This is a genomic window from Nonomuraea sp. ATR24 (assembly GCF_041950485.1).
Taxonomy (GTDB): Bacteria; Actinomycetota; Actinomycetes; order Streptosporangiales; family Streptosporangiaceae; genus Nonomuraea; species Nonomuraea ceibae.
The window spans coordinates 74,547-97,574 of sequence record NZ_JBGNUU010000031.1 but is presented as its reverse complement, the minus strand read 5'-3'; the positions used below and the strand labels follow the sequence as shown (position 1 = coordinate 97,574).

Below are 23,028 nucleotides of genomic sequence, written 5' to 3'. Positions count from 1 at the left end.
GCCTCACTTCAGGGCCCCCATCGTCAGGCCGGACTGGATCTGGCGCTGGAAGACCGTGTAGACGATCAGCATCGGCAGGATGGCGAGCGTCAGCGCGGCGAACAGCGCCGCCCAGTCCGCGTCGTAGCCGGCGGCGGTGGAGATGTCGGCGATGCCCTGGGTGAGCACCCACTTGTCCCGCTCCTGGAGCAGGACCAGCGGAAGCTGGTACTGGTTCCACTGGCCCAGCACGTTGAAGATCGTGATGCTGATCAGGCCGGGCCGCGCCATCGGCAGCATGATCTGGAAGAACACCCGGGTGTGCGACGCGCCGTCGACCATGGCCGCCTCCCCCACCGCCGTCGGCAGCGTGCGGAAGAACGCGGCGAGGAAGAACACCGTGAACGGCATCGAGTACGCGATGTACACCAGCACCAGGCCGGCATGCGTGTTGAGCCCGATGAACGGCCCGATCAGCGGCACGCTGCCCATGTTCTGCACCACGAAGAACAGCGGCGTCAGCGCCAGGTAGACGGGGAACGCCAGGCCGGAGACGAACAGCAGGTAGACCGCCCGGTTGCCGCGGAACGGGTAGCGGGCCAGCACGTAGGCCGCCATCGCGCCCAGCAGCATGGTCCCGGCCACGCTGAAGGCCACGACGATCACGCTGTTGACGAAGTACTGCCCGATGTTCACCTGGTCCCAGGCGCGGGCGAAGTTGTCCCAGCGCGGCGTGGCCGGCAGCGACCAGGCGTCGCCGAAGATCTCGTCCTCGCTCTTGACCGAGGCCAGGAACGTCCACAGGATCGGCACCACGGTGAGCACGGTCCACAGCAGCAGCGCCAGATGGGTGAGCGTCGCCAGCGGGCCCAGCCTCCGGCGGCGCTCCTGCCGGGCGGCCTTGCGCGAGTTCGCGACCGTCCACGAGGTCATCGTCGTCATCTCTCAGTACTCGATTCGCTCACGACGCGACAGCCGCAGCGACAGGATCGCGAAGCCGATGGTGAAGAAGAACATCACGACGCCCAGCGCCGAGGCGTAGCCGAAGCGGAAGTACTCGAACGCGTTGCGGTAGATCTCCGTCGCCATCACGGTCGTGGAGTAGTCGGGGCCGCCCTGCTGGTCGGTCATCACCCACACGATCGCGAACACGTCCAGCGCCAGGATGCCGAGGTAGACCCAGGCGACCTGGACGGTGTCCCACAGCAGCGGCAGCGTGATGCGGAAGAACAGGCTCACCCGCCCCGCGCCGTCGATCGAGGCGGCCTCGAACATGTCACGCGGGATCGAGGCCAGCCCGGCGGAGAACAGCACCACGTAGAAGCCGACCGCCTGCCACACCATGACGCCGAGCACCGACCAGAACGCGATGCCAGGATCGGACAGGAAGGAGACCGGCCCCAGCCCGAGCGCCATCAGCGGCGCGTTCAGCATGCCGCTGTCGTCGGGCCGGAACACCTGCTGGAACAGCACCGCCACCACGGTCACGGCCAGCACCTGCGGGAAGAAGAACACCACGCGGTAGAACTTCGACCCGGGCACGCCGCCCACGCCCCGCCCTCCACTGCCCACGTTGAGCAGGAACGCGAAGAACAGGGCGATGACGATCGTGATGAGCGGCAGCAGCACGAGCAGGGCCGCGTTGTGCGTGACCGCCTTCCAGAAGACGCCGTCGGCGAACAGCCTGACGAAGTTGTCCAGCCCGACGAAGTTCGGCGTGGCGCTGACGCCCCGCCAGTCCGTCATCGCGATGTAGAACGCCTGGATGTACGGGGAGATCACGTACACCAGGTAGAGCGTCACCGGGGCCGCCAGGAACGCGGTGATGAACAGGCCCCGGCGATAGGTGTTGAACATCAGCGCGTGTACTTCTTGATCGAGGAGTCGTTCTTGATCTCGTCGGCCTTCTTCTGCAGGCGCTCCACGTACTTGGCGGGGGTGACGCCGCCGGACATGAGCTGGCCGGTGGCGGCCACGGCCTCGTCGTGCAGCTGGGCGTACCAGGTGCGCCAGCGGTAGTAGACGGTGTTGGCGCCGGCGGCGGCGAGCGCGTCGGTGGCGCTCTGCGCGCCCGGCGTCAGGTTGCGGCCCTCGCCGGCGCCCTTGACCACGGACACCGTGCGGACGAGCTCGCTGAAGTCGCCGGCCGCCTTCTTCGACAGCATCGCGCGCAGGTACTCCATGCCGCCCTGCGGGTTGGCGCCCTTCGACGGGACGATGAACGACTCGCCCGGCTGGGTGTGCAGGGTGCCGTACGGCATCTTGTCCGAGGAGGTGAAGTCGGGGATGGGGAACATGCCGTACTCGAAGTCGTCGGGCGTGGTGTCCTTCTGCTCGTTCTCCAGCCAGGAGCCGGAGGGCAGCATGGCGACCTGGTACTTGTTCTGGGCCGTCTGGGTCTGTACGTGGTCGAGGCCGGTGGTGCCCTCCATGAGGTACTTGGCGCCGACCTCGGCCCACGCCTCCGCCGCCTGCCTGACCGGCTCGGCCGACCAGGCGCCGTCGGCCAGGTTGTCGATGTTGACCAGCACCTCGTTGCCGCCGATCTTGGCGGCCATGGTCAGCAGCGGCTCGTACAGGTACTGCGGGTGCTTGCCCGCGTAGGTGAACGGCGCCATCTTGCCGGACTTCTTGATCGTCTCGCAGAGGGCGAGGAAGGCGTCCCAGGTCTTGGGGATCTCCCAGCCGTTGTCGCGGAAGGCCTTCTGCGAGTACCAGATGCCGTGGATGTAGTTGACGTAGCCGAGGACGCTGAACTTGCCGTCGTAGGTGCCGAACTCGGTCACGGCCGGGTCGAGGATGTCGCGGACCTTGACGTTGGGGTCGTCCCAGCTCGGCGCGTCGAGCAGCGGGGTCAGGTCCTGGAGCTGGCCGTCCTGGGCGAGCGCGCCCATGTCCATCGCGTTGGCGCCGGAGTTGTCGATGACGTCGGGCGGGTTGCCGCCGGCGAAGCGCGGCTGCAGGACCTTGGTGATCTCCTTGGTGGCGTTGTGCTTGATCTCCACCTGCGGGTACTTCGACTTGAACAGCGGCTGGTGGATGTCGGTGGCGTACTTGTTGCCGAACCCGCCGTCGAAGATCCAGATCTCCAGCGGCTTGTCGGCGGCCACGCCGAACGGGTTGGCCGCGCTCGTGGCGGCCGGCGCGGCCGAGGCCGTGGGCGCCTGCTGGGCGGGGGTGGCGCAGGCGGCGAGCGCGCCCGCCATCGGGGCCAGGGCGGCGGCGCGGAGGAGACCGCGCCGGGTGATGTGGGGGGTGTTCGACATTGCTGTTCTACTCCTTGGGCTACTTCATGTTCCGCGCCTGATGCGCCCTGCGTAGCGGCTTTCCAGTGCCTTGTTGTGCTCGTCGCCGCCGGCCACGTTGACCGACAGGTAGACGGGCGGCGTCTCGCCGAGCGCCACCAGCCGCTCGACCGCCTCGGTGACCACCATCTGGGCGAGCAGCGCCGAGGTGATCGTGGAGACCGCGCCGTAGCTGCCGCCCCCGGGCAGCTCCAGGATCGCGTCGCCGTAGGGGGAGCCGTTGTCCAGCACGATGTCGGCCAGGTCGAGCAGCTTGCGGCCCGACGGGTGGCGCGAGGTCATGCGGACGCTGTGGCTGACGGAGGTGATCGCGATCAGCGGGTGGCCGCGTTCCTTGACGAGCGTGGCCAGCTCGACGACGGCGCCGTTCACGCCGGAGCTGGAGACGAGCACGAACACGTCCTGCGGCTCCACCGGCGCCAGCTCGTAGATCCGGTGCGCGATCGCCGGGTCGCGTTCCAGCTCGGGGGTGAGCACGCTCGGCGGCTCCCCGCCGTACAGGACGAGGTCGCGCGGGGTGAGCCGGTTGCTCGGCACCAGCCCGCCGGCCCGGCCGGCGATCTCCATCGCGATCGCCTCGGAGTGCCCGGACCCGAACGCGTTGACCACTCCCCCGGCGCGCAGCGACGTCACGATCGCCTCTGCGGCCTGCCCGACCTGCTCCACCTGCGATTCGGCCACCCGGCGGGCCGTCTCCAGGGCCTTGGATGCGTACGTCATTCAGCCTCTCTCCACGCGGTGGCTCTCCACGGCGCTGATCGTGAGCTCGAACGCCTCGTTGGTGCGCTCGTACGTGCGCTGCGCGACCGCCACGTAGACGGCGTCGAGCACGAACAGTTGCGAGTGGACGGCGGCCAGCCCGCCGAGCCGGAACGTGGTCTCCCTGCTCGCGGTGGTCAGCACCAGGTCGGCCAGCTCCGCCAGCGGGGAGCGGGCGAACGAGGTCACCGCGACCGTCAGCGCGCCGTGGCTGCCGGCCTCGGCCAGCGACTCCATGACCTCGCGGGTGCGGCCCCGGTGGCTGATGCCGATCGCCACGTCGCCGTCGCGCAGCAGCGCCGCCTCCGACAGCGCCACGTGCGCGTCGCCCGCGCTCCAGCACGGGATGCCGATCCGGCGCAGCCGCCCTTCGAGCATGGTCGCCACGTTGCCGCTGGTGGAGACGCCGACCAGGAGCACCCGGCGGGCGGCGGCCACGCGGTCGGCCACGGTCGAGACCACGGACGCGTCGAGCTGGGCGGCGGTGTCCTGGATGAGCCGGGCGTCGGCGGCGGCCATCACCTCGATGGCGGCGTCGATGGGGTCGTCGGGGCCGATCTCGTGCCCGACGCCCGCGCCCCAGCCGGCCTGCGCGGCCCGGCCCGTCTCGGTGGCCAGCGCCACCCTCAGCTCGGCGTAGCCGGAGAAGCCGAACGCCCGGCAGAACCTCGTCACGGTCGCGGGTGAGCTGCCGGCCCGCTCGGCCAGCGCGATGATCGTCGATCGGGCGGCCTCGGCCGGGTCGCCGAGAATCACCTCGCCGACGCGCCTCAGCGCCTCCGGCAGGCCGGGCAACTCGGTCTCGACGCGCCCCAGCGCTCCTGAAGTCACGAATATTCCTTCCGGATACCCGGTCTTCTGGCGAAAATTATTCTTGCTTCTCGGTCACGTCAAGACCCACAATCTGATCGTGACTTATTCGCTCGTGATCGGCGTCGACGCCGGCGCGACCTCCTCCCGCGTGGCCGTGCACGCCCTCGACGGCACCCGGCTGGGCTACGCGCGCGCGGGCGCCGGCAACCCCACGGCCCACGGGCTCGACAGCGCGGTGGCCGCCATCGCCGCCGCCACGCGCGAGGCGCTCGGCACGCATCCGGGCTCCCGCGTGGTCGCCTCCCTGGCGGGCGTCGCGGGCCACGTCCGCGAGCTGGAGCCGGCGCTGGGCAAGGTCTGGGCGGAGCTGGGCATCCCGGCGGGGCCGCAGGTCAGGGGCGACACCGAGATCGCGTACGTGGCCGGCACCCCGGAGCCGGACGGCACCCTCCTGCTGTCGGGCACCGGCGCCATCGCCGCCCGCGTCGCCGGTCACCATCACCGCGCCGCGGTCGCCGACGGGCTCGGCTGGCTGCTCGGCGACGCGGGCTCCGGCTTCTGGATCGGCCGCGCCGCCGCCAAGGCCGTCGTCGCCGCGCTGGACCGCGACGAGCCGCCCTCCCTCCTGACCGAGCTCGTGCTCGGCCACTTCCTCGGCGCCGAGCGCGGCGCCACCGCCCGCGAGAGCGCCGACCGTCTCGTCCGGATCGCGCAGGCGGCCCACATGCGCCTGGCCGAGCTGGCCGCGCCGGTGAGCCGGGCCGCCGCCGAGGGCGACCCGGTGGCGCTGGGCATCGCCCGCCAGGCCGCCGCGCACCTGGTGGACACGCTCGGGCGGGTCCACCGTGGCGGGCCGATCGTGCTGGCGGGCAGCGTCCTGACCAACGACGGGCCGGTACGGGAGGCCGTGCTCGGGCTGCTGCCGGGCGAGACGGTGACGACGGCGCGCGACGCGGCGGGCGGCGCGGCCTGGCTGGCCGCCTTCGACCTGCTGCCGGAGGGCGAGCGCGCGGCGCTGCACTCCCGCTTCACCCCTTGACGGCCCCCGCGGTCATCCCGACGCCGACCCTGCGCTGCAGGAAGAGGAAGAGCAGCAGCGCGGGCAGCGCGAACAGGCTGGCCGCGGCCATCGTCGCACCCCAGTCGGTGCCGAACACGTCGCGGAACGACGACAGCCACACCGGCAGCGTGCGCCGGTCCTGCTCCTTGATGATCAGCACGTTGACGAACGCGAACTCGTTCCACGCGGTGATGAACCCGAACAGCGAGGTCGCCATCAGCCCCGGCGCCAGCAGCGGGAACACCACCCGGCGGAAGGCCACCAGCCGGCTGCACCCGTCGACCTGCGCCGCCTCCTCCAGCTCCAGCGGGATCGCGGCGAGGAACCCGCGCAGGGTCACGATCGTGAACGGCAGCGTGATCATGAAGTAGACGCCGGTCAGCATCGCCAGCGAGTCCAGCAGCTCGGTGTCCCTGGCGATGATGAACACCGGCACCAGCAGCGCCTCCCACGGCGCCATCTGCGCGGCGAACACCATGACCACGAACGCGCCGCGCCCCCGCCAGCGCATCCTGGTGACCGCGAACGCCGCCAGCAGCGCCACCACGAGCGCCAGCAGCACGGCCACGACGGTCACGAGCAGGCTGTTGCGCCAGTAGGTCCAGAACCCGGGCGCGTTCACGGCGGTGACGAAGTGCTCCAGCGTCGGCGCGGACGGCCAGAACGACGGCGTGCGCGCCTGGATGTCGCGGGTCGGCTTGAAGGCCGTCAGGAACATCCAGTAGACGGGGAAGATCGTCATCACCAGCACGGCGAGCGCGGCGGCGTTGAGCGCGAGCCTTCTCATGAGCGCACCATCCGTCGCAGGTTGGCGACCAGGGCCACGGCCAGCAGGACGACGGTGAGCAGGGCCACGGCCGAGCCCAGGTCGTACCGGTGCAGCACCCGGGCGATCTTGAACGCGTAGACGGGCAGGGTGGTCGTGGCGCCGTCGGGGCCGCCCTGCGAGAGCACCCAGATCTGCGGGAAGCACTTGGCCACCCAGATCACCTCCAGCGCGACGATCAGGGCGAACAGCTGGCGCAGCATCGGCAGCGTGACCCGCCAGAACACCTGCCAGCCGGTGCCCCCGTCGATCCTGGCCGACTCGTACAGCTCTCCCGGGATGGTCGTCAGCCCGGCGTAGAGGGTGAGCGCGCCGAACGGCACCGACTGCCACACCACCAGGACCACCAGCACGGCGAACGTCGCGGCGCCGTCGGCGAACCAGGTGTAGCCGCGGAACGACTCGAACCCGAGCGAGGCCAGCGCCCAGTTGACCACGCCCAGCTCCGACTGGAACAGCCACTGGAAGACCGTGGTGGCCGCGATCACCGGGGTGGCCCAGGCCAGCGCCAGCGCGCTCATCAGGGCCAGCCGCATGCCGCGCCGCAGCCGTACCAGCATGAGCGCGACCCCGGTGGACAGCGCCACGATGAGCACCACGTTGATCGCGGTCCACGCGAGCGTGCGCAGCACGACCTGCCAGAACTCGGCGCCCGCCAGCAGCTCGGCGTAGTTGCCGAGGCCGGCGAACTCGGCGCCGCCCCGGATGAGCTCGCCCATCCGGAAGTGCTGCAGCGAGATCAGCGCGGCCTTGAGCATCGGATAGAGCAGGAGGAAGGCCCCACCCGCCACCGTGGGCGCGATGAGCAGGTAGGGCCAGAGCGAACGGTTGCGCACGGGCTCAGGACCCGCTGTTGAGCGTCGTGGTGATGGACTCGGAGACCTTGCGGGCCTCCGCCCGCGGGTCGCCGCCGGTGAGCACCGCGGTCATGTACTGCTTGATGACCGAGGTGGCCTCGACGGCCGCCCAGTTGGGGGTGTTGGGCGTCGCGCGGCCCTGCGCGGCCCCGGCGGCCATCGCGGCCGTCGCCTCGTCACCGGCCAGCACGCCGGCCAGCGACGTGCGGTTGGGCACGAAGGCCATCTCCTTGGCCAGCTCCGTCTGGAACCGCTCGCCGGTCAGCGCCTTGACGACCTCGTACGCCTGCTCCTGGTGCCGGGAGGCGACCGGGACGATCAGGTCGGAGCCGCCGGTGAAGACCGCGCCGGGCTTGTCGGCCGTCTTGCCGGGGATGGGGAAGAAGCCGAGCTTGTCCTTGAAGCCGGGTTCGACCTCCAGGACGCGCGCTGCGATGCCCGGGGCGGCGATGATCTGCGCCACCTTGCCCTGGGCGAACACCTCGTGCTGGGGCGGGTTGGCCTCGTCGGCGTCCTTCGGGCCCTTGCCGAGGGCCTGGAGCCGCTGGTAGAACTCCATGCCGGCCAGGGCCTGCGGGGTGTCGAGCACGCCCTTCCAGGCGTCGCCCTCCTGGATCGCCAGGTCGCCGCCCTCGTCCCAGACGAACCCGGCGAGGGCGTACCAGGTCTGGCCGGTCAGGTAGATGCCCTGGTTACCGCCTTTGTTCAGCTTTTTGGTGATATTTAGCCATTCGTCCCTCGTTTTCGGGGGCTCGTCGATGTCCGCCTCGGCGAACAGGTCCTTGTTGTAGACGACCACCCGGTTCGCGGCGTACCAGGGGATTCCGTACTGCTTGCCGTCGATGTTCCCTGGCTGGGCCAGGCCCGGGAGCCAGTCCTCGCCCTGGAGGTCGGCGATCCTGGCGGTCAGGTCGGTGACGCCGCCGCTGGCCGCGTACTGGGCGACCTGGGTGTTGCCCACCTCGATCACGTCGGGCGCGTCGGTGCTGGCCAGCGCGGCGGTGACGCGCTCGCCGATGCCGTCCCAGGGCTGGATCTGCAGGGCCAGGTCCACGTCCGGGTGCTCGGCCTCGTAGCGGGTCTCGAACGTCTTGAGCAGGTCCTGCGTGACGCTGCCGTCCATGATCCAGACGGTCAGCCTGGCGGGGCCGGTGGGCTCCTGCTGCCCACCGCCGCCGCCGCACGCGCCCAGCGCGAACACGGCGGCCAGGGCCAGGATGCGGTTCTTCATGGCTTTCCTCGTCACGGGTTCGGAACGGTGTCCTGGAAGGCGGTGCCGGCGGTGCGGAACGCGCCCACCCTGCTCTGGATCTGCGCGGGCGAGAGGACCTCGTTCTTGGCGTGGTAGACCCAGTCGACCTGCTGCCGGTACGTGCGCGTCCCGGTCGCCGCCTGGAGGTCGATGAACCACTGGTTGAACATGATCCACATGGGCGTCTCGGGGTAGTGGATCCCGCTGTGGTCGGCGAACAGGCGGCCGTCGACGTAGTACTTGATGTGGCCGCCGGACACCTGGATCACCAGGTCGTGCCAGCCCGCGAAGCTCGTGCGCTCCTCGGTGTGCGTGTTGACGGCCTGCCACGGGTCGCCCTGGTAGGTCTCCCAGCTCGTCGCGTACAGGATGTTCGCCGGCTCGCCCCAGCCGCCGTTCGGCAGATACTCGAAGTCCAGCTCTCCGTAGTCCGGGTCCAGGTTGAAGCGGAGCGGGGTGATCGTGAAGAACGTCTGCACGACGTGCTCGCCGTCCGGGCCGCTCACCGGCGCGTCGCTGAAGCGCACCCGGGCCGCGTACGTGCCCTCGTGGAACTTGCGGTTCGCGGTGGACAGCTCGGTCTGGACGGTGCCCGAGGCGGTGCCGTCCGTCGAGGAGTCCAGCGTCAGCAGGCCGCCGGGGAACGAGACCGCCGACGCCGACCAGGCCGCCCCGGGCACGCCGGGTCCGCCCTGGCTGGAGCGCACGGTCCAGCCGCGCTGTTGCAGGCGCGGGTCCGAGGCGTTCGTGTAGGTGAAGTCGTCGAACAGCTCACCGCCAGGCCCCGGCGGATCGGTCGGGTCCGGGTCCGGCTCGCTGCCGCTGGGGTTGCCCCAGGCGAGCTGCCCGTTCACGTACACGGTCGCCTTGTCCCAGTTCGTGTAGGAGGTGTGCGGGCCGAAGGACGGGTCGTCGCTCTGCGTGAAGCTCTGCCAGTCGGCCCGGTAGAAGCGGAGCTGCAGGTCGCGGGTGCTCGTCCCGGGGGCCAGCGTGCCGGAGGTGAAGCCCACCTCCAGGTACTGCCTGCCGTCCGCCTGCGGGACGAAGTGCCCGGTGACCGTCGAGCACGACACCACCGCCCAGGAGCAGGCGAAGCGGTACGACTCGGCGCCCTTGAGGTAGTAGCGGATCTTGATCTGGTTGAGCGGGATCGAGGTCGTGCCGTCGTTGAAGACCTGGAACCAGGGTTCGGCCTGGGCGGTCGTGGCGCCGGTCGAGCTGGTCCGGTACTGGAGGCGTACCGCCTGGTCGGCGTCGGCCGGGGCGGCGACGGCCACGGCGAGGGCGGCGGGGAGGGTCAAGGCCAGCAGGATCTTTCCGATTTTTCGGGACATGGGTGGGGTTCTCCTTGGTTCAGCGGGCCCCCGAATGGCATGCCGAAAAGAGCTGTCGTGCTCCTGGGTTCCGTGCGGCTGGGTTTCGTGCTCGGCGGTCAGGCGCCGCGGCGGATGCGGCCCGCGTACAGCGCTTCGAGCCTGAGGTTGTGCGCGTCGCCCTCCGGCACGTTGGCCGACAGGTAGACCGGCGGCACCTGGCCGGCCGCCAGCAGGTCGCGCACCGTCCTGGCGACGACGAGCTGGGCGATCAGCGCGGAGGTGATGGTGGAGACGGCACCGGTGGCGCCTCCGTCGGGCAGGGGCAGCACGGCGTCGCCGTACGGGGCCCGGTTGTCGAGCACGACATCGGCCAGGTCGGCGAGCTTGCGGCCCGAGGGGTGGCGGGAGGCGACCGCGTCGCTGTGCGCGTGCGAGGTGATGGCGATCAGGTCGTGACCGCGCTGCTTGACGAGGGTGGCGAGCTCGACCACGACGCCGTTCACGCCGGAGTTCGAGATGACCACGAACAGGTCGTCGTCGTGGACCGGGGCCGCCTCCAGGATGGCGCGGGCCACGGCCGGGTCGCGTTCGAGGTCGTAGCGGTCCAGCGCCTCACGGGGGGCGTCCCCGTACAGGACGATGTCGCGGAGGGCGAGGCGGTTGGTCGGCACCAGGCCGCCGGCGCGACCGGCGATCTCCATGGCGACCGCCTCGGAGTGGCCCGAGCCGAACGCCTGGATGACCCCGCCTCTGGTCAGCGCCCTGGTGAACAGCCCGGCGGCCTTCTCGATGGCCGGGTCGTCAGGGATCGTCCGGACGAGCTCGGCGATGTGGTCGGCGAATTGTTGCGGATTTATCGTCATAAATCTCCCTCGGGGAGTCCGTCTTCCGGCAGGCGATGCCCTTCCACGGCCCGCACCGTCACGTCGAACGCCTCCCGCGTCCGCTCGTACGTCCGCTGCGCCACCGACACGTACACCACGTCCAGCACCAGCAACTGCGAATGGATCGCCGCGAACCCGTCGGCCCGGAACGTCGTCTCCCGGCTCGCGGTCGTCAGCACCAGCTCTGCCACCTCGGCCAGCGGCGAACGGGGATGCGACGTCACCGCGACCGTGATCGCGCCGTGGCTCCCGGCCTCCGCCAGCACCTCGATGACCTCGCGCGTCCGGCCGCTGTGCGAGATGCCGATCGCCACGTCACCCTGCCCGAGCAGCGCCGCGTCCGTGAGCGCGCTGTGCGCGTCGGACCTGCTCCAGGTGGGCACCCGCATCCGCTGCAGCCGGTACTCCATCTCGCTGGCGACCGCCGCGCTGCTCGACACCCCGAACAGCAGCACCCGCCCGGCCCCCGCCACCGCCTGCGCCACCTTCTCCACCACGGCCAGGTCGAGCTGGTCGCCGGTCTCCTGGATCAGCCGGATGTCGTTGCCCGACACCACGCCCAGCACCTTCTCCAGGCTGTCACCGGGCAGGATCTCCTGGCCGATGTCGGTCTGCCAGGTCTGCTGCTTGACCCGCCCGGTCTCGGTGGCCACGGCCACGCGCAACTCGGCGTAGCCGCCGAAGCCCAGCGCCCGGCAGAACCGGGTGATGGTCGCGGTCGAGGTGCCGCTGCGCTCCGCCAGGTCCACGATCGTCAGCCGCGCCGCCTCGCCCGGATCAGCGAGGATCGCGTCGGCGACCTTCCGCAGGGCTTCCGGCATCTCATGCCGTTCGGTCCTGATGCGGCCGAGTAGTTCCATGTGGTGATAATTATGCTCAACTCTTGGCTTGGTCAAGGCTTGTGGCGATAATTCTTGACATGAGGCTGGTTCTGGGCGTCGACGCCGGCGGCACCTCCACCCGCGCGGCAGCCTTCACCGTGGACGGCGAGGAAGTGGGACGCGGCACCGCCGACGGCGGCAACCCCGGCACCCTCGGCCTCGACCACGCCTGTGCCAACGTGTCGTCCGCCATCGCCTCCGCGCTCGCGGGAGCGGACTCCGCCCTGGTGGAGTCGGTCGCCCTCGGCCTGGCCGGCAACCCCGCCCTCGCCGGCGCCCTGACCCGGCGGCTCTTCGCCGCCTCCCCGGAGACCGGCCTCCCCCACGCCCTCCGCCCGCGCCTCGTCCGGAACGTCGGCGACGTCGGCACCGCCTTCTGCGCCGGCACCCCGTCCCCATCTGGCACCGTCCTCATCTCGGGGACTGGGGCGATCGCGGCAAAAATTACCGGCCGCGCCGTGGTCGCCACCTCGGACGGCTACGGGTGGCTCCTGGGCGACGACGGCTCCGGCTTCTGGCTCGGCCGCACCGCCGCCCGCACCGCCCTCCGCGCGCTCACGGAAGGCCGGCCGTCACCCCTGGCTGATCTGGTCACCCGCCGCCTCCTCCCCGCCGCCCCACCCCACGATCCGGCCCCGGGTCCCGCCCTGGGTTTGGCCCTGCGCCCCGCCCTGGGTCCCGCCCTGGCGGACCGCCTGGTCGCCGCCGTGCACTCACGGCCACCGCTGGCCCTCGCCGAACTGGCGCCCCTGGTCTCCGAAGCCGCAGCCGCCGGCGACCCGGAGGCCGTGGCCATCGCCACGGAAGCCGCCCACCTGCTGGCCGCCACGGCCCTGCGCGTACACGATCCGGGCTCGCCCCTCGTCCTCGCCGGCAGCGTCCTCACCTCACCGGGCCCGGTCCGGGACTCCTTACGGGCCCTGCTGGGAACCGTCCACACGGCGGGAGACCCGGCCGGCGCGGCGGCCTGGCTGGCGACCCTCCCACTCCTCGACCCGGCCGATGCCGAGAAACGCCATGCCCGCTTCGTCCCCCACAGTCAGCCCAGCCCGCCCAGCACGACGGAAAGCCGACCGTCAGGCCCGAGGCGCTCCAACGCTCGGAGGACGCCTCCTGCTCCCAGGAGTGCATAGAAGTCGCCATTGTGGCAATTGTGTGTTGTGGAAGGGTGTCGGGAAATTCGAGTTTCCCTTTTCCGGTGGATCGGTTGCCGCCTTCAGGGCGTGATCGTAAGGTCACAGCCAGCACTGGAACGAGCGCACTGGAGGCGCCGTGGGCAAGCATGAGCGGGATCCGAAGAAGGACAAACCGTTCACCCCAGCCAAGCCTCAGCCGGACGCCAGAAAAGGGGTCGACGGAAAGCACGCCGGTGGCAGCGGCACCAAGAAATGACGCCGACAGGTCCCGTACGGGAGGGCGTACGGGACCTGTCGGATTCGTCGGGCGTCAGGCGGTCTTGGTGAAGCGGAACGACGTCAGGCCGTTGCCGTCGTTCCAGACGTCGGCGGCGGTCGAATGGCCGAGGCTGTTGATGCGGCGCACCTCCAGCACGATTCTGGTCGGCTCGTCGACGGTGATGCGCTCGCTGATCGGGCTGGTGGTGTTCTGGCCGATGTGACCGGCGCCGTTCCCGGCGCGGGTGTGGTCGGCGATCTGGTTGAGTATCCGCGCGCTGCGCGGCAGGACGGTGTTGGCCGTGGCGTTGCGGAGGCGGCCGACGATGTACGTGTTGACCGGGGGAACCCCCGAGAGCCTGGTGCGGACGTTCAGGTCGAGCGAGTAGGTGCCGGCTTCGGGCAGGGTGACCGCGAGCCTGGTGTCGACCCAGGTGCCGGAGGCGGTCGGCTGCAGGTTGACCCGGGCGGGCAGGTAGGAGATGCCGGACGGCATCGGGTGGAGCTGGGCGACGGCGGCCGCCGTGGAGGCGGGGGCCGTGACGGTGCCGCCGATGGCCAGGGCGGCGGCTGTGGCGGTGAGCGCGGCTGCACGGATGAGGGTGCGCATGAGGGGCTGACCTCCCGATAAAGAGGGACCGGGTCTGGTGACGCCCACTCTATGAATTACTCAGAGTATCTGTAAGGTTACTATCCGTTTTATGGTTACAGTCCCCATTGCTACAAATGCGCGTCAGTGAAACGCGGGGAGGAAAGTTGAATGGGGCGGAAATAGTCCCCGGGGTTGAAGCGCTGATCGCGGAGATCGGCCCGGTGGACGGCCCGATCGCCTCGGCGCTGCGCGCGGTGCATCGGCACCGGTTCGTCCCGCCCGTCGGGCTGGCTCATGCGCCCGACGACACGGTTCGCCTCATCGACCGGGACGCCGATCCGGCTGACTGGATGGCGGCCGTCTACACCGACACCAGCATCGTGACCCAGTTGGACGACGGCAGGAGCGCCGTCGAGGATCTGGACGGCGACTACACCTCGTCCGCCTCGGCGCCCAGCACCGTGGTCGAGTTGCTGCGGTGGCTCGGCGCCGAGCGCGGGCAGCGGGTTCTGGAGGTGGGCACCGGCACCGGCTGGACGGCCGCCCTGCTCTGCCATCTGGTGGGCGCGGCGAACGTGACCTCGGTCGAGATCGATCCCGTGGTGGCGGGCCAGGCGGCGTGGAGGCTCGCGGAGGCGGAGCTCCGTCCCCATCTGGTCGTGGGGGACGGGGCGGACGGGTGCGCGGAGCGCGCGCCGTTCGACCGGGTGCACGTCACGTGCGGCGTCCGTACGATCCCGTACGCCTGGGTCCGCCAGGCCCGTCCGGGGGCGGTGATCGTGCTGCCCTACAGCCCGGGGTTCGGCACCAGCCACGGCCTCCGGCTGGTCACCACCCGGGACGGCACCGCGTACGGCCGGTTCCCGGGGTTCGCCTCGTACATGATGATGCGCTCCCAGCGGCCCCGCCCGGTCCGGCCGCCGCGCGGGCCCGAGGACAGGCGCCATCTGACCACCCGCGTCGATCCCCGGACGATCGCGCACGCCCCGGCGGGGGCGGATCTGGCCGTCGCGGCGCTGACCGGCGTGGCCTGTCACGGCAGCGCCGAACCCGACGAGGACGGGGATCTGTATCGGATGTGGCTGTCGGACCCGGAGGAGCCGGGGTCGTGGGCGGTCGTGGACTGGCGGCCGGACGCCGAGGAGTACGAGGTCTTCCAGGTGGGCGACCGGCCGCTGTGGGACGAGGTGACCGACGCCTACTTCCGGTGGGTGAGCTGGGGTGAGCCGGGTCGTGAACGGTTCGGGATGACGGTCACGGCCGACGGGCAACGGGTGTGGCTGGACGACCCGGGGCGGCCACTGTAGTCGGCCGATCTGCTCTGTCCGCGGTCTATCGGACATCCCTACATATCCGTAGAAGCACGGACATTTCACCGGGGCCCTTCACGGCGCATGTCAATTTCTGTAAGACAGAGTCGAGGTGAGGGATGGACCTACGCCATATCCGGTACGCGATCACCATCGCCCGTGCCGGCAGCCTGCGCCGAGCCGCGGCTCTTCTGCGCGTCGCCCAGCCGACCCTGTCGGAACAGCTCAGGGCGCTGGAGAGGGAGCTCGGCGTCGAGTTGTTCAGCCGTTCGCCGTCCGGGGTGCAGCTCACCGAGGCGGGCGAGGTGTTCCTGGCCCAGGCGACGGTCGCGGTGGACGCGCTGGGGAGGGCGGCCACGGCGGCCCGGGGCAAGGGGCGGACCGCCAGGCTGGGCGTGGCCGACGGGCTGGGCGACGTCGCCGCCCGCCTGCTCGCGCAGCTCCAGCAGGCGCGGCTGCGCATGGCGCCGATGGGCACCGCCGAGCAGCTCGTCTCGCTCATGGACGGCACGCTCCAGGCGGGCCTCGGCTACGCGCCGGGGTCGCTGCCGCGTGGGGTGGCACGCGTGCTCGTCCACCGCTCCCCCGTGCGCGCCCTGCTGCCGCGCGACCACGAGCTGGCCGCGTACGTGCGGCTGCCGCTGGCGGCGCTGGCGGGCGAGCCGCTGGTGATGCCGGAGTCGGAGGCGGTCGCGGGGGCGCGCCGGTTCCTGGAGGCGTTCGTGCGCCATCGCCTGCATCCCCGGCTGGGGCCGTCGGCGGCCACGCACGACACGGTCGTCGCCATGGTGGGCGAGGGCGCGGGTTACGCGCTGTGCGTGCGCGAGGGGGTTCCGGTGCCGGAGCGGCTGGCGTTCGTGCCGATCGAGGAGGAGGTGCCGCCCATCGAGGTGGTGCTGCTGTGGAACCGCCAGGCGAACGTGCAGGACGTGGTGAGCGCGGCGCGACACCTGGCCAGATCTGGATAGCAATATTATCCAGTGATGCGCATGTCCGAACTGAGCGCCGAGTCCGGCGTGCCCATCGCCACGATCAAGTACTACCTGCGCGAGGGCCTGCTCCACCCGGGCGAGCAGACGTCCGCCACCCGGGCCGAGTACGACGCCACGCACCTGCGCAGGCTGCGCCTGATCCGGGCGCTGCTGGAGGTGGGCAGGCTGCCGGTGTCGGCCATCAAGAAGGTCGTGGAGGCGGTCGAGGACGAGTCGCTGCCGGTCCACACGATGCTCGGCACCGCCCATTACGCGCTCAGCCCGCGCGTCGAGCCGGAGGCGACGCCCGAGTGGGACGCCGCGCTGGCCGAGGTCGACGCGTTCCTGGCCAGCCTGGGCTGGAAGGTGGAGCCGGAGGCGCCGGCCCGGCACGAGCTGGCGCACACGGTGATGCGGATGCGCCAGCTCGGCCACACGCCCGAGCTGGCCCCGTACGCGGCGGCGGCCGGCAGGCTGGTCGAGGAGGTCGAGATCGACACGATCCCGTACGACGGCCCGCGTGACGCCGCCGTGGAGGCGCTGGTGCTGGGGACGGTCCTGTACGGGCGGGCGTTCGACGCGCTGCGCCGCCTGGCCCACGAGTCGACCTCGGCCCGCCGCCTGTCCGGCAGTTCCTGAAAATTCCGGTTGCCGGTGGCCCCCGCCGCTCGGCAAGATCGAGTATGGCGCTGACACCCGAGCTCGTCGCTTACTACGCCCAGGACCTGGAGCACGAACGGCTGCGCGAAGGGCGCAACCGGCTGGAGCTGTGGCGCACGCAGGACGTGTTGCGCCGGACGCTGCCCCCGGCCCCGGCCCGGGTGCTGGACGTGGGCGGCGGCACCGGGGTGCACGCCGAATGGCTGAGCGCCGACGGCTACGAGGTCGAGCTGCTGGACCCGATCCCGCTGCACGTCGAGCGGGCCGCGCGGCTGCCCGGGGTGCGCGCCCGGCTGGGCGACGCGCGCCGCCTGCCGGTGCCCGACGCGAGCGCCGACGCGGTCCTGCTGCTGGGCCCGCTCTACCACCTGCCCGAGCGCGCCGACCGGGTGCGGGCGCTGGCGGAGGCCCGGCGCGCCGTGCGGCCGGGCGGGCTGGTGGCGGCCGCGACCATCAACCGCTACGCGGCCGTGCACGGCACCATCCAGCTCGGCCACTACGTGCGCGCGCCGGAGCGGCAGGCCGCGCTCGCCGCCGCGACCGGCGGCGTCATGCTCTCGCCGGGGCGCGGCTTCACCGCCTACTTCCACGATCCGGACGACGTGCCGGGCGAGTTCGCCGACGCCGGGTTCCCCGAGGTCGGCAGGTACGGGCTGGAGGGGGCGTTCTGGCTGTACGGGGACCTCGACGACTGGCTCGACGACCCGGGGCGGCGGGCGCTGCTGCTCGACGCCCAGCGGGTCATGGAGTCCGAGCCGTCGCTGCTCGGGGTGAGCGGTCACCTGCTCACGCTCGCCCGGCGCCCTCTCTGAGCAGCCCGACGATCCCGGCCAGGCCCTCGTCGCCGTGGCCCTGCGCGACCCGCCGGGCCATCAGGTCCATGAACGGCGTCAGCAGCCCGGGGCCGACGCCCTGCTCCCGCGAGGTGTCCAGGAACGTGGCGTTGCCCGCGGACATCATGGCCAGGTTGGAGTGCACGCCGAGCGTGTAGTCGCCGCTCTCCAGCTGGGCGGCCATGCCGTGGGCGGCTCCGGACATCGCGCCGAGCCAGCCGGCGAGCAGCGTGGCGAACCGCGACAGGTCCACCTCCTTCTCGCCGTCGACCAGGGCGAAGGCGTGGGTGGTGCCGGCGAACATCGCGGTCATGGCGCTGAGCAGCGCGACGTCGTACAGCGCTGCGTGGCCGGCGTCCGAGCCGACGTAGTTCACCCCCGCCGGGACCTCCAGCGCCTCCCGGTGCCGCTCGAACAGGGCCTGGTCGCCGCTGTAGAGGATGTAGCCGCCGCTCTCCGGGACGCCGATCATCGGCGGTACGGCCATGATGCCGCCGTCCAGGAAGCGGGCGCCGCGTTCCTCCGCCCAGCGGGCGCGCCGCCTGCCCTGCTCGGGGGTGCCGGTGGTCAGGTTGATCAGGTCCTTGCCGGCCAGGTCGGCGCCGTCCAGCGTCGCGCCGACGGAGTCGTCGTCCAGCAGGCACAGGATCACGGGACCGGTGGCCGCGGCCACCGCCTCGGCGGCGCTGCCCGCCGCGCGGGCGCCCGCCGCGACCAGCGGTCCGGCCTTCTCCGGGGTACGGTTCCAGACGGTCAGCGGGTGGCCGGCGGCGAGCCAGGACCGGCCCAGCGCGGCGCCCATGTCGCCGAGGCCGAGCAGGGTGATGGGAGTCTTGGACGTGTTCATGCCGTCCAGGCTCGCGCCCGCCCCTGATCAAGATCAAGAACGCACTTTATTGTGGGTGGTTACCTTATGGTGGGTTCATGACCAGGCGGGATACGTACGTGTGCGGGATCGACGCGGCGATCGACGTGGTCGGCGGGAAGTGGAAGGTGCTCATCCTGTGGGCGCTGGACGAGGGGCCGTGCCGGTTCGGCGAGTTGCGGCGCGGGATTCCCGGTGTCACCGAGAAGGTGCTCACCTCGCACCTGCGCGAGCTGGAGTCCGACGGGATCGTCTTCCGGGAGGAGGCGGTCGAGGGGGCGGTGCGGCGCGTCACCTACGCCCTCACCCCGCTCGGCGTCTCACTCAACGCGGCGCTCGCGCCCCTCGGCGCGTGGGGGCGTGAGCACCTGCTGAACGGGCGCGCCGCCCACGACCACGCGGCGGCCTCCTAGCCCCGGCCTCAGAAGCAGGTCAGGCCGGGGTTCTGGGCCGGGGCGCAGGGGCCCTGGTTGCCGCCGCCGTCGACGACCTGCCCGGCCGGGGCCCAGATCATCGGCCCGGCGTTCCCGGCGCCGACGTTGCGCGCGAGCATGATCCGGGTGGCCTCGGCGCCGTCGGTCCACACGTGGATGCCGCCGCGCACCGGGTTGCCGCCCGGGTCGGTCACGCCGCTCGGCCGGTGCCCGTTGCGCCAGAACACGTTCCGGATCGCGCCTTCGGGGCTGGCTGCGGGAACCTGGTTCATCAGCAGCATGCCCGCCGTGTGGTTGCCGCTGAACACGTTGTCCCGGACGACCACGTTGCGGAAGCCCGTGGCCCGCAGGCCGATGTCGTTGCCGGTGAACAGGTTGCGCTCGACCACCCCGGCCGCCTCCGGCTGGTAGACCTCGCCGGCCCCCAGGGCGACGGCGGCGTTCCTGAACACGTTCCCGGCGAACCGGTTGCGGCGGCTCTCCACGCCCGTGCTGACGGGGAAGGCGTCGAACGTGTTGCCCGTGTAGACGCCGCGGTCGGACTGGACGACGTTCAGCCAGCCGGTGGTGAGCCGGCTGTCGCGGATGGCGGAGCTGTTGGCGTCGCGCAGCACGACCCCGCCCGTCACCGAGCACCGGTCGACCGTGACCGGGCCGAGCTGCCTGTCGAGCCCGTCGAGCCGGCAGGTGGCGGGCGTGCCGCCGATCGTCAGCACCCCGGCGAACACCCGCACCGGCGCCGCGGCGAACCGCACCGCCTCGACGGTGAGCGGCGAGCTCGGGTTCTTGGCGAACTTGTGGATCCCGTACGTGAATCCGCTGATGGGCGCCGTCGCGCACGGTCACGCCCGCATGCCCGGCCACGTCGATCCCCCTGCCGGCGCCGGAGCCGGTGATCGTGTGGCCGGCGAGGTCCACCACGACGCCGTCGGCCCCGATGACCAGGCCGCCGCCCGCGCAGTTCAGGTCGGCGTCGAGCGTGACGTCGGCGGTCACGACGTCGCCGCAGGCCACCGCCGCCGTGCGTGCCCCGGCGGGCACGGCGAGCGCGGCCGTCGTCAGGGCCGCGCACAACGCCGCCGCCACCACTCCCCGTACCGTCATGAGGTCTCCCGTCCCCGTAGCTGACCGGCGAGCGCCAGCATCCCCCCGTGGACGCCGCCCGGTGAAGCGCGGAACCGGACGCCGGAAAGGGATGAAACCATGACGGTCCTGGGCCTTCCCGGCATGCCCCTAGGGTGATCACATGACTGAACTTGATCGCATTCGCTGGCAGTTCGACCTGACGTGGTCGCTGCTGACCCTCCACCTCGACCAGCTCACCGACGAGGACGCCCTGTGGGAGCCGGTGCCGAACTGCTGGACCGTGCGACCGCGCCCCGACGGCACGTGGACCGCGGACTTCTCCCTGGAAGAGCTCGACCCGATCCCGCTGCCGACGATTGGATGGGTGATGTGGCACATGGGCATGTGGTGGGAGAACGCGTACGCCGGATGCTTCGGCGACGGCGCCTCCGCCGACTGGGCCGCCGTGGCGGCGGCCACCACGTGGCCGGGCGACGTGCGCTCGGCCGTGACCTCGTTGACCGGCCACCACGACCGCTGGCGCGCCGCCCTGGACGCGCTCTCCGACGCCGACCTCGACGCGACGGACCGCACCACCTGGTTCGCCGAGGGCGGCCTGACCCTCGGCCACGTGCTGGCGTGGGCGAACGTCGAGCTGATGAAGAACGCCGCCGAGATCGGCAGCCTGCGCCTCCAGCGGGCGAACCTCCGCTGACCGCCGCGTACGCCCTCTGCTTGGCCTTCGAGTGCTCTCGCTGCTGAACGAGCTGTATGACGGGCCCGCGGCGCCGGCCGTCGGGGCGTTCCTGGACGCGGTGGACTCCGTCATGAACAGCAACACCTTCCTGCTCAAGGTGCGCGCCGACGTGCCGGTGACCGGCGGCGACCCGGCCGAGGTCCTGTCCGCGTTCCTGCGCGATCCGCTGTTCGAGGAGATGATGCTCGCCGTCGACCGGGGCCGGGGGTGGTGGAACCTGCAGGACGGCGACGGCCCGCTGGTGGTGGATGGCCCGGTGCGGCCGGACGTACGGGAGCTGGGCGCGGACGGGTTCTGGCGGCGGCTGCGCTGGATGTTGCGGGAGGCGTTCAGCCCTTACGGGCGGCGCCTGGACGACGAGGCGGCCGGGGCGGTGCTGGGGCCGTTGCCGGAGGCGCTGTTCGGGGGTGACGAGGCGGGGTGGTCGTTCTGCGAGGTGCGGCCGGACTTCCTGCGTGGCACGGGGTATTACTCAGGTGCGGCTTGTGCGGGCTTGGCCTACTTTGATGGTGGAGAGTCGGACACGGCCACGTTCTTTTACCGTGGGGATGTCTTCTATCTGTTGCTGACCAACGGGTCTCCATGACGCGGCGGCGGCCCGGTGGTCGGGTGCCGGTTGCCGTGTGGCGGTTGCCGGGTGGCGGTTATCGAGGTGTGAGGGGCGGGTGGCGAATGCGGGCGTCAGAGGGTCTGCGTGCGGTGGCCGCGGCCCGGTCCGTCGCCTCGTCGCTCGGCCTGGCGGCCGACGACGCGGTCGTCCTCCAGGACTCCAACAAGCTCACGCTGCGGTTGACCCCGTGTGACGTGCTGGCCAGGGTCGCGCCCGAGGCGGAGCACGTCGCGCCGTTCGAGGTCGAGCTGGCGCAACGCCTCGCCGCGACCGGCAGCCCGGTGGCCGCGCTGGACCCTCGGGTGAAGCCGGGCGTGCACGAGCGTGACGGGTTCGCGATCACGTTGTGGACGTACTACGAGCCGGTGACGCCGGACGCGGTCACGCCACCGCCGGACGCCTACGCCCGGGCGCTCGAACGGCTGCACCACGGGATGCGCACGCTCGATGTCGCCGCGCCGCACTTCACCGATCGGGTCGAGGAGGCTCTGCGGCTCCTGGCGAGCCGCGACCGCACCCCGGCGCTCTCCGGCGAGGACCGGGACCTGCTCGGTGACACGTTGCGAACCCTGGGCCGGGCCGTGGACGAGCGTGGCGGCGCCGCCCAGCAGCTGCTGCACGGCGAACCCCACCCGGGCAACGTGCTGACGACGAAGGACGGGCTGCTGTTCATCGACCTCGAGACGTGCTGCCGCGGACCTGTGGAGTTCGACCTCGCCCATGCGCCCGAGGACGTGGGCCAGCACTATCCGGGCATGGACCCGGGTCTGCTGCGCGACTGCCGGACCCTCGTACTGGCGATGGTCACCACGTGGCGCTGGGACCGCGACGACCAGCTCCCGGACGGGCACCGGCTGGGCGTGGAATGGCTCACCCAGCTCCGCGCCGCCCTCGACGCCCTCGATGCCGACCAGCCGGATGCCGCCTCGCGTCGCGCTGGTTGACGCCGTTTCTCACGAAGCCATCGAGGTGGCACGCATGGCCAGATAGCGGGCGAAGGCCTCCTGACCGTCGGGCACGAACGGCCAGCGGCACATCGCCAGCCGCAGCTCCGCCTCCCCCATCCAGCCGTACCAGGGCACCTCGGCCGGGTCCGGGCGCAACGGACCGGTGATCACCGCCTCGTGCACCCCCATCCAGTACGGGCCCAGGATGCCCCGGCACAGGAACTTGACGACGAACTCCACCGGCGCCCCCACGCCCAGCTCCTCGGCCAGCTCCCGGCGGGCCGCCTCCTCGTAGGACTCGCCGATGTCCACCCCGCCGCCGACCAGCACGTCGTAGTAGCCCGGGAAACGGGGGGAGTCGTCGGGGCGGCGGTGCACGAGGATGCGGCCCCGCTCGTCCCTGCACACGGTGGTGGCGATGCGGTGCAGCCAGCCCCGCCGGGTGGCCTCGTCGCGATCCGCGACACCGACCACGTCGTCCTGCTCGTTCACCAGTTCTATACGTTCGTCCACGGGGCCACGATCTCAGATGGGTGTGACAGTTTCGACACCCCTAGGGGGACGCGGGGGTGGGTTGGGGGTCGGGGGCCGGTCGTCGTGGGGGTTGGTGGGCGTTGTCGCGCTCCTGCCGTGGTGCCTGCCGCGCCGCCCTACCCCA

26 protein-coding genes are annotated in these 23,028 nt (G+C 71.5%); 11 read left to right on the top strand and 15 right to left on the bottom strand.

Annotation, left to right across the window (positions count from 1 at the left end; all coding sequences use genetic code 11):
* Nucleotides 1–3 precede the first annotated feature (3 nt).
* Genes ACBI99_RS42660 through ACBI99_RS42640 form a run of 5 tightly spaced genes read right to left on the bottom strand, consistent with a single transcriptional unit; the run spans nucleotide 4 to nucleotide 4,874 of the window.
* Entirely contained in the window at nucleotides 4–921 is a 918-nt protein-coding gene (locus ACBI99_RS42660) for a carbohydrate ABC transporter permease (protein ID WP_246646093.1), read from the bottom strand.
* 3 nt (nucleotides 922–924) lie between these two features.
* The gene (locus tag ACBI99_RS42655; protein ID WP_219510181.1) at nucleotides 925–1,836 is read right to left on the bottom strand and encodes a carbohydrate ABC transporter permease; all 912 of its coding nucleotides are present in this window, start codon (nucleotides 1,834–1,836) and stop codon (nucleotides 925–927) included.
* Nucleotides 1,836–3,245, bottom strand: coding sequence for an N-acetylglucosamine/diacetylchitobiose ABC transporter substrate-binding protein (gene ngcE, locus ACBI99_RS42650; protein WP_219510180.1), 1,410 nt, complete (start codon nucleotides 3,243–3,245; stop codon nucleotides 1,836–1,838). The genes ACBI99_RS42655 and ngcE overlap by 1 nt, the downstream gene beginning before the upstream one ends.
* A gap of 24 nt (nucleotides 3,246–3,269) precedes the next feature.
* A complete protein-coding gene (locus tag ACBI99_RS42645; protein WP_219510179.1) occupies nucleotides 3,270–4,004 on the bottom strand; it encodes a sugar isomerase domain-containing protein in 735 nt (244 codons plus the stop codon).
* Nucleotides 4,005–4,874 carry a MurR/RpiR family transcriptional regulator gene (locus tag ACBI99_RS42640; protein ID WP_308126007.1) on the bottom strand — a complete coding sequence of 290 codons (870 nt, stop codon included), beginning with the start codon at nucleotides 4,872–4,874 and terminating at the stop codon, nucleotides 4,005–4,007.
* Nucleotides 4,875–4,953: 79 nt separating this feature from the next.
* On the opposite strand from ACBI99_RS42640, the gene ACBI99_RS42635 reads away from it, so the two are divergent.
* On the top strand, nucleotides 4,954–5,895 hold the full coding sequence (locus tag ACBI99_RS42635; protein WP_357585361.1) for a BadF/BadG/BcrA/BcrD ATPase family protein: 942 nt from the start codon (nucleotides 4,954–4,956) through the stop codon (nucleotides 5,893–5,895).
* Here ACBI99_RS42635 and ACBI99_RS42630 read toward each other — a convergent pair.
* The 6 genes from ACBI99_RS42630 to ACBI99_RS42605 all read right to left on the bottom strand — a co-directional run bounded on the left by ACBI99_RS42630 (nucleotide 5,885) and on the right by ACBI99_RS42605 (nucleotide 11,911).
* Nucleotides 5,885–6,703, bottom strand: coding sequence for a carbohydrate ABC transporter permease (locus tag ACBI99_RS42630; protein ID WP_219510177.1), 819 nt, complete (start codon nucleotides 6,701–6,703; stop codon nucleotides 5,885–5,887). The two genes, ACBI99_RS42635 and ACBI99_RS42630, sit on opposite strands and share 11 nt — an antisense overlap.
* Nucleotides 6,700–7,578 (bottom strand): carbohydrate ABC transporter permease, encoded by an 879-nt coding sequence (locus tag ACBI99_RS42625; RefSeq protein ID WP_375075061.1) that lies wholly within the window; start codon nucleotides 7,576–7,578, stop codon nucleotides 6,700–6,702. Before ACBI99_RS42625 ends, ACBI99_RS42630 begins: the two co-directional genes overlap by 4 nt.
* 4 nt (nucleotides 7,579–7,582) lie before the next feature.
* Nucleotides 7,583–8,830, bottom strand: a complete 1,248-nt coding sequence (locus tag ACBI99_RS42620) for an extracellular solute-binding protein (protein WP_375075060.1) — start codon at nucleotides 8,828–8,830, stop codon at nucleotides 7,583–7,585.
* An 11-nt stretch (nucleotides 8,831–8,841) separates the two neighbouring features.
* Nucleotides 8,842–10,185 carry a cellulose binding domain-containing protein gene (locus tag ACBI99_RS42615; protein ID WP_375075059.1) on the bottom strand — a complete coding sequence of 448 codons (1,344 nt, stop codon included), beginning with the start codon at nucleotides 10,183–10,185 and terminating at the stop codon, nucleotides 8,842–8,844.
* 98 nt (nucleotides 10,186–10,283) lie between these two features.
* Nucleotides 10,284–11,030, bottom strand: a complete 747-nt coding sequence (locus tag ACBI99_RS42610; RefSeq protein ID WP_375075058.1) for a sugar isomerase domain-containing protein — start codon at nucleotides 11,028–11,030, stop codon at nucleotides 10,284–10,286.
* A complete protein-coding gene (locus ACBI99_RS42605) occupies nucleotides 11,027–11,911 on the bottom strand; it encodes a MurR/RpiR family transcriptional regulator (protein WP_219510172.1) in 885 nt (294 codons plus the stop codon). The genes ACBI99_RS42610 and ACBI99_RS42605 overlap by 4 nt, the downstream gene beginning before the upstream one ends.
* Before the next feature lie 59 nt (nucleotides 11,912–11,970).
* Here ACBI99_RS42605 and ACBI99_RS42600 point away from each other — a divergent pair, with 59 nt between their 5' ends.
* Nucleotides 11,971–13,065 (top strand): N-acetylglucosamine kinase, encoded by a 1,095-nt coding sequence (locus ACBI99_RS42600; protein ID WP_375075057.1) that lies wholly within the window; start codon nucleotides 11,971–11,973, stop codon nucleotides 13,063–13,065.
* Between the two features lie 313 nt (nucleotides 13,066–13,378).
* Here ACBI99_RS42600 and ACBI99_RS42595 read toward each other — a convergent pair whose 3' ends face one another.
* Complete coding sequence (locus ACBI99_RS42595; protein WP_375075056.1) at nucleotides 13,379–13,936, bottom strand: hypothetical protein; 558 nt, start codon at nucleotides 13,934–13,936, stop codon at nucleotides 13,379–13,381.
* Between the two features lie 146 nt (nucleotides 13,937–14,082).
* On the opposite strand from ACBI99_RS42595, the gene ACBI99_RS42590 reads away from it, so the two are divergent.
* From ACBI99_RS42590 to ACBI99_RS42575, 4 genes are all read left to right on the top strand, one after another.
* On the top strand, nucleotides 14,083–15,225 hold the full coding sequence (locus tag ACBI99_RS42590; protein WP_375075055.1) for a methyltransferase domain-containing protein: 1,143 nt from the start codon (nucleotides 14,083–14,085) through the stop codon (nucleotides 15,223–15,225).
* A gap of 122 nt (nucleotides 15,226–15,347) precedes the next feature.
* A complete protein-coding gene (locus tag ACBI99_RS42585) occupies nucleotides 15,348–16,196 on the top strand; it encodes a LysR family transcriptional regulator (protein WP_375075054.1) in 849 nt (282 codons plus the stop codon).
* 15 nt (nucleotides 16,197–16,211) lie between these two features.
* Complete coding sequence (locus ACBI99_RS42580) at nucleotides 16,212–16,838, top strand: MerR family transcriptional regulator (protein ID WP_375075053.1); 627 nt, start codon at nucleotides 16,212–16,214, stop codon at nucleotides 16,836–16,838.
* Between the two features lie 44 nt (nucleotides 16,839–16,882).
* Nucleotides 16,883–17,671 (top strand): class I SAM-dependent methyltransferase, encoded by a 789-nt coding sequence (locus tag ACBI99_RS42575; RefSeq protein WP_375075052.1) that lies wholly within the window; start codon nucleotides 16,883–16,885, stop codon nucleotides 17,669–17,671.
* Here the strand turns inward: ACBI99_RS42575 and ACBI99_RS42570 are convergent.
* Entirely contained in the window at nucleotides 17,646–18,539 is an 894-nt protein-coding gene (locus tag ACBI99_RS42570; protein ID WP_375075051.1) for an NAD(P)-dependent oxidoreductase, read from the bottom strand. The genes ACBI99_RS42575 and ACBI99_RS42570 overlap by 26 nt on opposite strands.
* A 77-nt stretch (nucleotides 18,540–18,616) precedes the next feature.
* Between ACBI99_RS42570 and ACBI99_RS42565 the strand changes: the two genes are divergently transcribed.
* Complete coding sequence (locus ACBI99_RS42565) at nucleotides 18,617–18,970, top strand: helix-turn-helix domain-containing protein (protein ID WP_364183679.1); 354 nt, start codon at nucleotides 18,617–18,619, stop codon at nucleotides 18,968–18,970.
* Between the two features lie 8 nt (nucleotides 18,971–18,978).
* On the opposite strand, the gene ACBI99_RS42560 is transcribed toward ACBI99_RS42565, so the two are convergent.
* Nucleotides 18,979–19,746: a right-handed parallel beta-helix repeat-containing protein gene (locus tag ACBI99_RS42560; RefSeq protein ID WP_375075050.1), complete on the bottom strand. Its 768-nt coding sequence runs from the start codon at nucleotides 19,744–19,746 to the stop codon at nucleotides 18,979–18,981.
* A gap of 55 nt (nucleotides 19,747–19,801) precedes the next feature.
* Here ACBI99_RS42560 and ACBI99_RS42555 point away from each other — a divergent pair, with 55 nt between their 5' ends.
* From ACBI99_RS42555 to ACBI99_RS42540, 4 genes are all read left to right on the top strand, one after another.
* Nucleotides 19,802–20,119, top strand: coding sequence for a hypothetical protein (locus tag ACBI99_RS42555; RefSeq protein WP_375075049.1), 318 nt, complete (start codon nucleotides 19,802–19,804; stop codon nucleotides 20,117–20,119).
* Nucleotides 20,120–20,237: 118 nt separating this feature from the next.
* A complete protein-coding gene (locus ACBI99_RS42550; RefSeq protein WP_219510158.1) occupies nucleotides 20,238–20,771 on the top strand; it encodes a DinB family protein in 534 nt (177 codons plus the stop codon).
* 31 nt (nucleotides 20,772–20,802) lie between these two features.
* A complete protein-coding gene (locus tag ACBI99_RS42545; protein ID WP_375075048.1) occupies nucleotides 20,803–21,399 on the top strand; it encodes a hypothetical protein in 597 nt (198 codons plus the stop codon).
* 86 nt (nucleotides 21,400–21,485) lie between these two features.
* Nucleotides 21,486–22,367: a phosphotransferase gene (locus tag ACBI99_RS42540; RefSeq protein WP_375075047.1), complete on the top strand. Its 882-nt coding sequence runs from the start codon at nucleotides 21,486–21,488 to the stop codon at nucleotides 22,365–22,367.
* Between the two features lie 9 nt (nucleotides 22,368–22,376).
* Here ACBI99_RS42540 and ACBI99_RS42535 read toward each other — a convergent pair whose 3' ends face one another.
* The gene (locus ACBI99_RS42535) at nucleotides 22,377–22,883 is read right to left on the bottom strand and encodes an NUDIX hydrolase (RefSeq protein WP_219510155.1); all 507 of its coding nucleotides are present in this window, start codon (nucleotides 22,881–22,883) and stop codon (nucleotides 22,377–22,379) included.
* Between the last annotated feature and the right edge of the window lie 145 nt (nucleotides 22,884–23,028).